Raw genomic sequence first — 14193 nt, forward strand, 5'->3', positions numbered from 1 at the left:
GAGTATTTAAAGTTACATATATTCCTGAACTGTTTTAGCTATTTTTTCTACAAGTAAAAAGTCTTTTTCAATAGCATTACCTACCACAATCACATCAGCCCCTGCCCTTAATGCAGATAACGCTTTTTCTGAGCTATTAATTCCACCTCCTACAATTAGTGGCACTTCAATGGATTTACTTACAGCTTGTATCATTTGCGGACTAATAGGCTTTTCTGCTCCACTCCCACCGTCCATATAAATCAATTTTAATCCAAGCATTTCCCCTGCCATCGCAATACAAGCTGCAACGGTTGGTTTGTCATAAGGAATAGGCGTTGTATTGCTAATAAAAGATACTGTGGTTTGTCTGCCTGTATCCACAAGCATATAACCCGTAGGTAATATTTCTAAACTACTTTTTTTGAGAATAGGGGCAGCTAAAATATGTTGCCCAATGAGAAAATCAGGATTCCGCCCCGAAATTAACGAAAGAAAAAGTATTGCATCAGCCTCAGAATCAATGTGTAGACTACTTCCAGGAAAGAGAATAACAGGAATTTCTGTATGTGCTTTTGCTATTTCTACTACCATCCCCAAATTGTTACCTGTAATCAAACTCCCCCCCACAAAAAGAAAATCTACACTTGCTTGTTTAGCCAAGTGTATGAGTTCTAAGCATTGTACTTCATCTATATTGTCGGGGTCTATGAGTAAAGCAAAAGACTTTTTTTGTTGTTTTTTAAAGTCTTCTAATTTACTGAGTATCTTCTTGGTCATCTTCTTCCAAATTTTCGGCTTCTTGGGTAAAATATAGTTTTTGTAATAATTCGTATATTTTTTGTTTAGCAATACCTAATAAGAAAACAGCCATTTCTTTTTTTATCATTTCTACAATATCCAAATTAGGCTCTTTGTAGGCTATTTTGGTATCATTTTCTTGTGTTTCAGTGTTTTTTTGTGTATTATCTACAAAATGCTCTAATTTCACTGGATAATTGAGAAGTTTTTTCACAATGAGATAAGTTCCTACTCCAACAGCCAATAGGGTTGCTCCAGTTTTTACCTTATGCCAAATATCTTCTTGTAAATGCTCTACCTCTTCTACGATAGATGCCTCAAGTACTTTCGCTTCTTCTAATAATTCCTTTTTTTTATTTATTTCAGACATATAACAACGCTTAAACTGCCTATAAAATTTTCCTTATTCTTTATTTTGTGAAAAATATTGGTTGATTCGATTAGTAAGCTTTTTTCTAACCAAGGAACTCAACGATATTATCAAAGATATAAAAAACACCAAGCCTATGATAATGAAGCCCATGTATTTGCTCTCCAACAAATGATTGAGATAAAAAGCTAATGCAAAACAAAAGAATAATAATGCAGCAGATCCAAAAAACAACCATAAAAAGCCCATCAAAGCCTTCACAAACAGCTTTTGAGCTTGTTCTTGCAAATCTACTTTAAATATCTCTAAACGCAACTCCAAGTACTTGCGAAATAAATCACTCAAACGTTCTAACATCTCTATATTAATATCAAAATATAAAACTTTAGTGGTAAAATTAGCCTACCTAAACCAAATCACAAAAAAAAACATAGGAAACTACAAAAAAAAAATAGATTTTTGCGAATATATTTAGAATTAGTCTATTTAAAATTAATATAATCTGCTATTGAGCTATGTTACCTCGTTTTTGGTTCATTTTATTTTTGTGTTCACATTTTACTTTTGCTCAAAATACATTGAAAGGAAAAATCTTTGATTCTCAGAATAAACCCATACAAGAAGCTACGATTTTACTAAAAAACACAAAAATTTCTACATACTCAGATACCCAAGGTTCTTTTGCAATAAACAATGTCCCACAAGGAACTTATCAATTGGTTTGTTATGCTTTTGGAAAGGATATTTACACTCAAAATATCCTCATCAATACTGAAAAAACAGAAATAACTATCCAGCTCATCGATTTAGGAGAAGAGATTGATGCTATTACGGTACAAGCAGATAGAGACCAAACCTTTGGACTTTCTAGAATGAAAGCCGTTGAAAATTTTGGGATTTACGAAGGAAAAAAAACAGAAGTCATTGATTTAAAAAACATTACAGCAAATCTTGCAACCAATAACCCTCGTCAGGTTTATGCAAAAATCACAGGGCTAAACATTTGGGAAAGTGATGGAGCAGGTTTGCAGTTGGGTATTGGTGGTAGAGGCTTGAGTCCTAACAGAACTGCCAATTTCAATGTTCGCCAAAATGGTTATGATATATCCGCAGATGCTTTGGGCTATCCAGAAAGCTACTATACCCCTCCTACCGAAGCCCTTGAACGTATAGAAATCATCAGAGGAGCCGCCTCTTTGCAATATGGAACTCAGTTTGGTGGTATGGTCAATTTTCGTTTCAGAAAAGGGGCTAAGGATAAAAAAATAGAACTTACGACAAGACAAAGCATAGGTTCTTGGGGCTTTTTCAATTCCTTTAATAGCATTGGTGGAACTGTTGCCAAAGGTAAGCTCAATTATTACGCTTATGCTCAATACAAAAGAGGTGATGGTTACCGCCCCAATTCAAATTTTGACTACTATAATATTTATGCTTCAGCTAATTATCAAGTTTCTTCTAAATTGCTCCTGAATTTGGACGTTACCAAAATGAGTTATTTAGCCAAACAAGCAGGTGGACTGACAGATAAAGGTTTTTCAGAAAATCCACGTGCTTCTGTACGTAATAGAAACTGGTTTTATGTAGATTGGAATTTGTTTTCGCTCAATGCCACTTACGAAATCAGTACTCAAACACAAATCAATGTCAGAAACTTTGCTTTGATAGCTCAAAGACAATCTTTAGGAAATTTGGAACGCATCAATGTAGTTGATTTTGGAGGGAATAGAACACTTATACAAGGCGTTTTTCAGAATTTTGGTAATGAAACTCGTTTATTACATAAATACAATTTAGGAAAACAGCGTCAAACGTTTTTAATAGGTACAAGAGTTTATTACGGTTTTTCTACTGCTAAACAGGGTGATGCAGACAATGGAAGTAATGCAAATTTTGAGTTTTTAAATGCAGATAATCTTGAAAACTCCGATTATCGTTTTCCTAACAAAAATTATAGCCTGTTTATGGAAAACATTTTTAATCTTTCTGACAAATGGAGCATTACTCCTGGGTTTCGTTTAGAAAGCATTGTTACACGCTCCGAAGGGTACTATAAAACAAGGGTTTTTGATGGTGCTGGCAATTTAGTTTCAGAAACCAAAACAACTGAAGATTTAGATAGAAAAAGGGCTTTCCCTATTTTTGGAGTAGGTGTAAGCTACAAAATGAATAGCTATTTGGAAGCATACGGCAATTTCTCTCAAAATTATAGAGCTATCAATTTTACAGATTTAAGAATCATTAATCCAAATTTTATAGTAGATAAAAATATACAAGATGAAACAGGTTATACAGCAGATTTAGGCTTAAGAGGTAGTATAGACAACATTTTCAACTTTGAAGCAACAGCTTTTTATCTCAAATACAATGGTAGAATTGGGCAAGTTTTAAGAGCAGATTTGCCTCCTTTGTTTATAGATTACCGTTTCAGAGGTAATATTTCGGATGCTCGTAATATAGGTGTAGAGCTTTTTGGTGAATTGAATATTCAAAAATTATGGAAAAAAGATAATTCTGATAAAAACACTTATTGGACAGTATTTACAAACTTTGCTTTTGTAGATGCCCGATATATCAATACACAAGACAATAGCATTAAGAATAAAAAAGTAGAAATGGTGCCTCCCATCATGCTCCGAGCAGGCACTACTTATAAATATGCTGGTTTTTCTTCTACTTTACAGTTCGCTTATACTCATGAACATTTCTCGGATGCCACCAACGCAATTCGTACTTCTACAGCCGTTGAAGGTATTATTCCAAGTTACAAAGTGATGGATTTTTCTGTAAGTTACACTTATAAAAAGCTTACTTTTGAAGGAAGTATCAACAATCTTCTCAACGAATCTTATTTTACTCGTCGAGCTGAAAGCTATCCAGGTCCAGGTATTATTCCTGCTGATGGAAGAAGTTTCTACCTCACAGTTCAAGCAAAACTATAATTTGAAGTGTTTTTTATAAAAAAATATGTACTTTTTTTCTGTTGGTATTAAATTTGTTCTACCTTTGCATACGTTATTTTTAGTAAAAAAGCGTCCATGCTTGTAGAAAAATTACATCTTACCCAAAAAAAGTCAAGACAAATATTTTGCCTCTTTTTGGCTTTTTTTATGTTTTTTCTGCAAGGAAGTGCCAATATTCAGACACTCAGTTTTCTTTCTGAAAAAACTGCCGAAACAGAAAAAGAAGAAAATAGAACTGAAAAAGAAAGTGAAGATGATGCGGAAAGTGAACAAACCTCTATAGGTAAATCAAAAAAAGCAAAAAAGATAATACCTCTACATTTTAGTTTTTTACTTTTCCAATACAAAAAATCCTCTTATTTACCATTACCACAAATTTATTTCAACAACGACTGGACTATAAAGAAAAGTCTTTGTTTTAATCCTTATACACCTTCTCTTTTTGCTACACCTCGTTATGTAGCTTTTCATACTCTTATTTTCTACGAGAGCTAAAATAAATATTTAGTACACAAAAATTATCTTTATAGATTATAAAATCTGTAAAAAAATATACAATATCCAATTGGGAAGCTAATTGATTGTAATTGTATTTGTACACTCTTTATTTATTTTTATTTTATGATTTCAGACACTATTTTATATAAGTTTGATGAGGATGCTATATTAGAGCATTTGAAACATTATTTACCTCATCAGAATCCTTTAAAAGATTTCATCAATGATAATGTTCTTAAATCTTTCCAACATTATCATTTTCATGAAGCCATGGAAAAAGCTTCTATGTTTTTTGGTTATAAAACTTACTCTGGCTTAGAACATTACAGAAGTCTATACCAAACTGGCAAAATCAACCCTAAAATTCTACAAAGAGTTATTATTGAACACAAAGGATTTGATGTTTGGGAAGAATGGAAAAATAAAATGCTTAAAAATGATTATGATACTGCTTGGTCAAATCGTTTGGGGCAATTACACCAAATTTGGACACATGTTTATCATCTCAATATAGAAAAAGAAATACATAGCTTCTTATTCAGGTTTGTAGGTACTTATGTTGATCAAGGCATAGCAATCAAGCATTTTCCTATATTACATAAAGGCTTGTTGGCTTCTATTAAAGAGCTTGAAGCAAACAGTTTTATTAAATTATTCAAGAGTAAAAGAGTTCGTGATTTGCTATTACATACCCATTGTAAAATAAAAAGTTTACTTGATATTTTAGTTGGGGATGAACAATGGTATGAGCAATATCTGTTTGACCAACAATTTGCTCATGCAGGTTGGTCAGGTATGGTGGCTATTCTTGAAAATCACCCTGATTTTCTATTAGATAAAAGAAAAATTAGTTTGCATGATTTTATAGTATTTGAGCTTCTGTTGGAAATAGATGCTTTAGACAGAAAATTTGGAGAAGGAAAGTGGCAACCCTTGAACTATCACATCCAAACAGCAAAGAAATCCTCTGACTCTAATTTTCAGGATAATGTTCAGAAAGAACAAATTATTCCTTTGTTTGCACATATTGAAAGAAGAGAGATTTTTGATGTTTATCAACTTTGGCAAGAAGCCTACGAATGGACTTTTTATGACCAAGTTTTAAAAGGTTTGCAAATAGCTCCTTCCACCCAATCATCTCAAGAATATAATTTTCAAGCTGTTTTTTGTATTGATGAAAGGGAATGTTCTTTTAGAAGATATGTAGAAAAATACGCCCATGCTCAAACTTTTGGAACAGCAGGTTTCTTTAATATCGAATTCTATTTTCAACCTGAACATGGTAAATTTCATGCAAAATCTTGTCCTGCACCTGTAGAACCCAAATACATCATAAGAGAAACAGAGATTAAAAAACACCATCATCAATCAGATGCTCATTTTAGCAAACAGAGCAAAAATTTATTTGGAGGTTGGTTGATTTCACAGACAATGGGTTTCTGGTCTGCCATTCAGTTAGTTTGGAATATATTTAAACCTTCTGAGACACCAGCTTTGGTTTCTGCATTCAGGCACATGGATAAAGAAAGTAAATTGCATTATGAATGCAATTCGGAACATCCTAAAGAAGTACATCATTTACAAATAGGCTTTACCATTGAAGAGATGGCTACTCGTATGGAAGGGCTTTTAAAAAGTATTGGTTTGACCAATAACTTTTCTGACTTAGTGTATTTCATTGGTCATGGAGCAAGTACAGTCAATAATACTCATTATGCAGCTTATGGTTGTGGAGCATGTAGTGGACAAACAGGTTCTGTCAATGCTCGATTGGCAGCTATAATGGCTAATAAGTCTGAAGTAAGAGCTATTTTAAAAGAAAAAGGTATTCATATTCCTGATACTACACAATTTTTAGGAGGATTACATGATACAACAAGAGATGAAATGGACTTTTATGATGAAAACCTTTTGTCTGAATCTAACAAAATAGCTCATCAAGAAAATAAAAAATTGTATCAGAAAGCTTTGGCTAATAATGCGAAAGAACGAGCTCGTAGGTTTTTATTGGTAGATAATAAACAATCTGCCGAAAAAATTCATAAAATCGTAAAACTGCGAGCTTTATCTCTGTTTGAGCCTCGCCCTGAGTGGGATCATGCAACCAATGCTTTATGCATTGTAGGAAGAAGAGAAAGCAATAAACATCTATTTTTGGATAGACGTTCCTTTTTAAATTCTTATGATTATGCACAAGACCCTGAAGGCAAGTATTTATTAGGAATTCTAAGAGCAGTAGCCCCCGTATGTGGAGGAATCAATTTGCAATACTATTTTGCATGCACAGATCAACACAGATTAGGAGCAGGTTCAAAATTACCTCACAATGTAATTGGTTTGGTAGGCGTTGCCAATGGCATTGATGGAGATTTGAGAACAGGTTTGCCTGAACAAGCCGTCAATATTCATGACCCTATTCGTCTGTTAGCAATTGTTGAGCATTATCCTGACGTTGTATTGGCTACTATTCAAAAAGAAGCTTCTACCTATCAGTGGTTTCACAATGGTTGGGTTCATTTAGTAGCTATACATCCTGAAACCAAAGAATTGTATAGATTTGATAGAGGAGAATGGCTTTTATACATACCTATCAATGAGAGCCTTCCGAGTACTAATAACTTAGAAAAAGAGTTAGAAAACTCTCATGAGAACTTACCTATATTCCTAATATCTTAAACAATCATGAACATCAATTATTTTATTCTCAGTTTTGTACTGATGCCTTTGTTTGCATTTATAATTACAATGTTTACAAAAGAGCAACAAGAAAAATGGATTTCCAATATCACTACTTATACCATTGGATCTGTATTTTTTATACTTACAGGTTTCATTGGATATTGGATATTTTTAGGAGCTAATAATTTTAACCTCAAAGAGATTTTATTGTACCAAAATAAAGAATACACATTTTTAATAGATTTTTACTTTGATAAAGTAACTGCTGTATATTTATTTGTGGGTTCTTTTATTAGCTTTCTGATTGTACGTTATAGCAGTTATTATATGCATCTTGAAAAAGGGTATAAACGCTTTTTTGCAACTATTTTATTCTTTTTCTTTTCTTATAATTTTACAGTATTGGCTGGCAATTTTGAAACCCTTTTTATTGGTTGGGAAATGATAGGTATATCATCCTTTTTATTAATTGCTTTTTACCGAGAACGTTATTTGCCTGTACGTAATGCTGTGAAGGTATTTTCGGTGTATCGAATTGGTGATATTGGTATTCTACTTGCCATGTGGGCAAGTCATCATTTGTGGCATGAAAATATTACTTTTCAAAAACTGCTCAATTACGATTTGGTACATGAACATTTACTAAATCACAGTTTTGAAGGTTTATTCATTGCTATTTGCTTACTTGTAGCTGCTGCTGCCAAGTCTGCACAATTCCCTTTTTCTTCTTGGATGCCCAGAGCTATGGAAGGTCCTACCCCTTCAAGTGCTATTTTTTATGGTTCATTATCAATTCATTTTGGAGTATTTTTACTCATCAGAACCATGCCATTTTGGGAACAACAAATTGTAGCCAGAGTTTTAATAGGATTTATTGGTGTACTAACAGCTATAACTGGTTATTTTACAGCAAGAGTGCAACCTACCATTAAAACACAAATAGCTTATGCTTCTGTATCTCAGATTGGGTTGATGTTTGTAGAAATAGCTTTAGGTTTAGAATGGCTTGTTCTGATTCATTTTGTGGGTAATGCTTTTCTGAGAACCTATCAATTGCTTGTTTCACCATCTGTAGTAGCGTATTTAATTAGAGAACAATTCTATTATTTTAAGCCTCATACAGAAAAGAAATCTTATTTCTTAGGTAAAAATTTTTATTATGGATGGTATCTACTTTCTTTAAAAGAATTCAATTTAGATACTCTGATGGGTAGATATATTTTCAATCCTTTTAAAAAAATTGGGAGCAAACTTAATTTTCTAAACCCTAAAAACATTCTAGTTGTTTTTCTGCCTTTGTATGGAATTGGTATAGCTCTTTTATTGTTAGAAGAGTATATTCCAAATTGGCTACATGATAGTTTACCCATTATTTCTGCTTCTATAGCTTTGATGATGGTTATGAAGGGGTTTTCAGAAAGGCGTTACCCAAAATTAGCATGGATGCTTCTAACACTACAACATTTTTGGATTGCCTTAGCTGTAGGTCATAATGAACATTTTCAAATCAGTGAAGCAGTTTGGTATTTAAGTGGTGTAATGATAGCAGGTGTTGGTGGATATGTAGTACTTTCTATGCTCCAAAAAAATGAACCCTCTTATTTTACACTTTTCAGGTATTATGGACATAGTTACGAATATCCACGCATAGGAGGTATATTTTTACTATGTTCTTTAGGACTTATGGGCTTTCCTATTACTACCACATTTATTGGTGAAGACCTTATTTTCAGTCATATCCATAAGGATCAATATCTCTTGGCCTTTCTACTTTCTTCTTGTTTTGTAATAGAAGGAATTGCTGCTATTAGAATTTATGCAAGACTATTTTTAGGTAACCATGCAAAGGTTTATCACGAAACACCTTTGCAGTCTTCTTAATACAATCAAAAAATATTTTTTATTAATAATTTATTCATTTGTTTTATGGCACATAAATATATTCCCAAAGATGGTTTGGCTGGTTTAAAAGAAAATTGGCAAAAAGACCTTAATGCTGGCGTTTTAGTTTCTTTCTTAGCTTTACCTTTATGTTTGGGTATTGCATCTGCCAGCAAATTTCCTCCTATTACAGGTGTTTTTACAGCCATTATTGGTGGAGTAATTGTAGCTTTGTTATCAGGTAGTCGTTTAACGATCAAAGGTCCTGCTGCAGGACTGATTGCCATTGGGTTGGGTGCAGTAGAGGCTTTGGGTTACGAAAAAGCATTGGCTACCATTGTTATTGCCAGTATGATTCAAGTGATTTTTGGCTTATTGAAAGCAGGTAAATTAGGAAATTTTTTTCCTGTTTCTGTCATTCATGGTATGCTTGCAGCGATTGGAGTTATAATATTTTCTAAACAAATTCACCCACTTTTGGGTGTAAAACCAACAGCCAAAGAACCCTTTGAACTACTTGCAGAAATCCCAAACAGTATTATTCATGCCAAATGGGAAGTAGCTTTGATAGGCATCTTGGGGTTAATTATCATTTTTACCATTCCCATGCTCAAGAGTAGGTTTATTAAAAAAATCCCTGCCCCCATGGTAGTCCTTTTAATGGCAATTCCATTAAGTATAATTTTTGGTTTAGGGGATTTTGTAAAAGATGGTAAATCTGTTTATTTGGTAAACATTCCCACTTCTATTTTAGAAGGTATTTTTACACTTGATATTCACAAAATAGGCATCACTTTTCCTGATTTTTCAGAAGCATTTAGTCTCACAAGTTTACAATATATCTTGATGTTTTCTTTGATAGGAAGCATAGAATCTTTACTAACTATTAAAGCAATAGATGGTTTAGACCCGTATCAAAGAAAATCTGATATGAATAAAGACTTGGTAGCTGTGGGTATAGGTAATACAATTGCTGGCTTGATAGGAGGCTTACCTATGATTTCGGAAGTAGCTCGAAGTTCTGCCAATGTAGCCAATGGGGCTAAAACTCGTTGGGCAAACTTTTTTCATGGAATCTCTTTGCTAATTTTTATTTTAATTTTGGCTAAAATTATAGTTCTTATTCCTATGTCTGCTTTGGCAGCTATGCTCATAGCCGTAGCTTATCGTTTGGCTTCTCCAAAAGAGTTTAAACACGCTTATCACGTAGGCAAAGAGCAACTTCTTATTTTCTTGACTACTCTCGTTGTAACACTTGCTACCGATTTGTTGGTAGGTGTGGGTGCTGGTATTTTCATGAAATTGATTGTAGAAATTTATTATGGCACACCCATCAAAGGCTTATTCAAAGCTCATGTGAAGGTAGAAGAAGACCACCAACACAATACCATACACTTTAAAATAGCTAATTCTGCTATATTTAGCAATTATTTAGGCTTCAAAAAACATTTGGATAAATTACCAAGAGGAAAACATATCATCATTGATGTGAATGAAGCAAAGCTTATAGACCACACTTTCATGGAAAATCTCCATCAGTTTGAATTAGATTATCACCATCAAGGAGGTTCAGTCGAGATTCAAGGCATGGAACATCAGAATCCAGTTTCTGACCATCCATTGGCTATGCGAGTTTTTGATGCTGAGTATAAGGATAAAGCAAAAAATGTTGTTTTAGATAATCGTCAAAAAGAATTGGAAGCTTTAGCTATACAAAATGATATGGGTTTCAGACCATTGCCTATTACTGATAATTTTAAATATTTGAATTTTAAGTTTTTTCAAGGAAAGAAAATCAATTATAGAGCCAATCGTCTCATTAAAACAATAGATCATACTCGATTTGAATTTTCAGATATGGATATTTCAGAAATGGAAAACATTGGTGGGCGTACTTACAAAATAACGACACTTACTATTACAGATGTGATAGGACATATTCCATTTTTTGTTTTAGAAAAAGAAAATACCCTCAACAAGGTAACACAAGGAGCCCAAGATATAGATTTTGAGCAATTCCCTATATTTTCTAATCATTATATGCTTACTAGTACAGAAGCTGAGGAAACAAGAAAGTTTTTTACTCCTGAAATTATTCGTTTTTTGGAGTTGTATATTAATAAAGATTTCAAAATTCGCTCTCGTGATAGTCGTTTATTAATATTTAAAAATGAACAACTTTTGAGTAAAAACGAAATTCAGGATTTGTTAGAAATGGCTATTGGTTTGGTTGAAATTATTAAGAAAGAATACTTGATAAAAGCATAAAGCAAATAACGTAGGACAATAACTAGTCTTACGTTATTTATAATTTTCCATGTATTTCTTTACAATACTCTTATCCTAAAATAAATATCATATTTTAATAATAGAATTATGAACAATCATTTTTTTAAAATAATCGTTTTAATATATCTCTTTTCTCCTAAAATTGGTTTTTCTCAAAATACACGCATCAATGAAAAAAATACAATTGGTTGGTATAACTATTTTGGGACATTTAAACTTAGTAAACATTGGGGAATACACACTGAATACCAATGGCGAAGAGCAGAACTTATTACTGCATGGCAACAAAGTCTCCTACGTATGGGTGTTAATTATCAGTTAGACCCCAAAGTACAAATACGTTTGGGTTATGCTTGGATAGAAACTTTCCCATATAGCACTACTCCCATCAATTCTTTTGGAAAAGACTTTACAGAGCATAGAACTTACCAAATGCTAACACTAACTGATAAAATAGGAATTGTTGGATTTTCTCACAGATTTATGCTAGAACAACGATGGGTAGGCAAATATTCAGATGCTTCTCTAAATAAAGAAGATAGTTTTGTATATTCTAACAGAATACGATATATGTTTCGTACACAAGTTCCTTTAAAGGGAAAAACTATTGGAGATAAAACGCCTTATGCAGCTATTTATGATGAGATTTTTATAGGTTTTGGTAAAAATGTAAATGCAAATATTTTTGACCAAAATCGTTTAGGGATTTTACTGGGCTATCAGTTCAACAAAAAAATCAAATTAGAAGGTGGTTATTTTAACCAAATAGTAATGTTAGGCAGAAAAATAAATAATAACACAAATAATGTTGTACAATATAACAGTGGTATTATTTTAAATACTTTATTTAATTTTGATTTCAGCAAGTCAAATTAGTAGTTATTTTAGTAGAAAAAGCTATTTAATATTTTAGATAGCTTTTTTTTATTCATAAAATTTCGGTTAATCAAAAAAAAAATTATTTTTGATATTGATGAGACACCTAAATTTTTATGAAAAAAATCCATAAAATTCCTGCTGATGGCCTAAAAGGCTTGCAAGAAAACTTCTTAGCTGATTTGAATGCAGGTTTCTTAGTATTCTTGATAGCCCTTCCTTTAAGTTTAGGAATTTCTCAAGCAAGTAGCTTTCCTGCTGTGGCAGGTGTTTTCACAGCCATTGTAGGGGGAATTGTTGTTTCTCTTGTGAGTGGTAGCAAGATCACAATCAAAGGTCCTGCGGCAGGACTGATTTCCATTGCTTTAGCCTCTGTAATGGAATTGGGTTATGAAAAAACGCTGGCTGTTGTGGTTGTTTCTGGAGCATTGCAAGCTTTATTTGGTTTTCTAAGATTAGGTCGTTTTGCAGACTTTTTTCCACCTTCTGTGGTACATGGCATGATGGCAGCCATTGGCTTTATGATTCTATCCAAACAAATACATTATGTATTTGGAGTAGCTCCACACTCCAAAACACCTATTAAACTTCTGAAAGAAATTCCAGAAAGCATTCAAAGATTAAACCCACAAACTACTACCATTGGTATCTTATCACTTATCATTCTTATAATACTTCCCTTTATAAAGAACAAAGCTATTAGAAAAGTCCCTGCTTCTCTTTTATTGTTAGTTTTAATTGCATTTCCATTAAGTTTTTATTTTGAATTAGACACAGCTCACCAATATACTTTTATGGGAGGGACTTACTTCATAGACCCCAGCAAAGATTTAGTAGATTTGCCTACCAACTTGCTTTCAGCTATTAGATTTCCTGATTTTAGTGCTATTACGAGTTTTGCAAGTATCAAGTACATCATTATGTTTGCCCTCATTGTCAGCATAGAATCTTTGCTTACCGTAAAAGCCGTAGATTTTTTAGACCCTTATAAAAGAGAATCGAATGCAAATAAAGACCTTTGGGCTGTTGGCTTAGGCAATATGGTTTGTGGTTTTATTGGAGCATTACCCATGATTTCGGAAGTAGTTCGTAGTTCTGCCAATGTAAATGCTGGAGCGAAAACTCGTTGGTCGAACTTTTTTCATGGATTATTTTTACTTTTATTTGTTGCGTTTGCCAGCAATTTGGTTCATCATATTCCTATTGCAGCTCTTGCTGCCATTCTGGTTTATACAGGTTTCAGGCTTACCTCGCCCAAAGAGTTTAGGCATGTCTATGAAACAGGTTGGGAACAACTCCTTATTTTTGTGGTAACCATGCTAACCACTTTATTAACCAACCTCTTAGCAGGTGTATTTGCTGGATTACTATTTAAAAGTGCATTACAGTTGCTTTTGGGTGTACATTGGAAAAATGTATTTGTTTTAAAATATAATATCTCTGAACATGGTGATAAAACTCGTATTGAAGTTCTTTCAGAAGTGTTATTTACCAATGTACTCAAACTCAAAAAACTATTAAATAGTCTTCCTGTAGGCAAGAATGTAGAGTTAGATTTTCAGAAAGCTGAGTTTATAGACCATTCTTCCATGGAAAAAATACGTCAGTTTGAACGTAATTATAGTGCAAAAGGCGGAAATGTGGATATTGAAGGTTTATTTTCTCATGTCGCTTTTTCTGCTCATCCACTTGCTACCCACAAAATCTTCCCTAACCATGTTGTTTTAGAGAAAATCCTCAATGAACGTCAAAAGAGTTTGAAAGAATATGCTGACCACATTAAAGCAACATTTAAGCCTGATAATGCTTTTGACCTTTATAAATATGATGGTTTCTTGTTTGGAAAACGTTTGGTAT

At 33.0% G+C, this 14193-nt stretch carries 8 protein-coding genes and 2 pseudogenes; 7 read left to right on the plus strand and 3 right to left on the minus strand.

Annotated elements, in window-relative coordinates; translation table 11 throughout:
- Nucleotides 1-12 precede the first annotated feature (12 nt).
- Genes AD998_16600 through AD998_16610 form a run of 3 tightly spaced genes read right to left on the minus strand, consistent with a single transcriptional unit; the run spans nucleotide 13 to nucleotide 1507 of the window.
- Complete coding sequence (locus AD998_16600; protein KOY87539.1) at nucleotides 13-759, minus strand: geranylgeranylglyceryl phosphate synthase; 747 nt, start codon at nucleotides 757-759, stop codon at nucleotides 13-15.
- The gene (locus AD998_16605) at nucleotides 737-1150 is read right to left on the minus strand and encodes a hypothetical protein (GenBank protein KOY87540.1); all 414 of its coding nucleotides are present in this window, start codon (nucleotides 1148-1150) and stop codon (nucleotides 737-739) included. The genes AD998_16600 and AD998_16605 overlap by 23 nt, the downstream gene beginning before the upstream one ends.
- A gap of 33 nt (nucleotides 1151-1183) precedes the next feature.
- Nucleotides 1184-1507 (minus strand): hypothetical protein, encoded by a 324-nt coding sequence (locus tag AD998_16610; protein ID KOY87541.1) that lies wholly within the window; start codon nucleotides 1505-1507, stop codon nucleotides 1184-1186.
- Nucleotides 1508-1665: 158 nt separating this feature from the next.
- On the opposite strand from AD998_16610, the gene AD998_16615 reads away from it, so the two are divergent.
- The 7 genes and pseudogenes from AD998_16615 (at nucleotide 1666) to AD998_16645 (ending at nucleotide 14030) form a co-directional block, all read left to right on the plus strand.
- Complete coding sequence (locus tag AD998_16615; protein ID KOY87542.1) at nucleotides 1666-4092, plus strand: hypothetical protein; 2427 nt, start codon at nucleotides 1666-1668, stop codon at nucleotides 4090-4092.
- 96 nt (nucleotides 4093-4188) lie between these two features.
- Nucleotides 4189-4608: a hypothetical protein gene (locus AD998_16620; protein KOY87543.1), complete on the plus strand. Its 420-nt coding sequence runs from the start codon at nucleotides 4189-4191 to the stop codon at nucleotides 4606-4608.
- Between the two features lie 126 nt (nucleotides 4609-4734).
- Complete coding sequence (locus tag AD998_16625) at nucleotides 4735-7287, plus strand: hypothetical protein (GenBank protein ID KOY87544.1); 2553 nt, start codon at nucleotides 4735-4737, stop codon at nucleotides 7285-7287.
- 6 nt (nucleotides 7288-7293) lie between these two features.
- Nucleotides 7294-9171: an NADH dehydrogenase gene (locus AD998_16630; protein ID KOY87545.1), complete on the plus strand. Its 1878-nt coding sequence runs from the start codon at nucleotides 7294-7296 to the stop codon at nucleotides 9169-9171.
- Between the two features lie 45 nt (nucleotides 9172-9216).
- Nucleotides 9217-10803, plus strand: a pseudogene (locus tag AD998_16635) (sulfate transporter).
- A 744-nt stretch (nucleotides 10804-11547) separates the two neighbouring features.
- Entirely contained in the window at nucleotides 11548-12336 is a 789-nt protein-coding gene (locus AD998_16640; protein KOY87546.1) for a long-chain fatty acid transporter, read from the plus strand.
- Between the two features lie 116 nt (nucleotides 12337-12452).
- A pseudogene (locus AD998_16645) lies at nucleotides 12453-14030 on the plus strand (sulfate transporter).
- Nucleotides 14031-14193: the final 163 nt, after the last annotated feature.

This window comes from bacterium 336/3 (assembly GCA_001281695.1).
GTDB lineage: Bacteria > Bacteroidota > Bacteroidia > Cytophagales > Thermonemataceae > Raineya.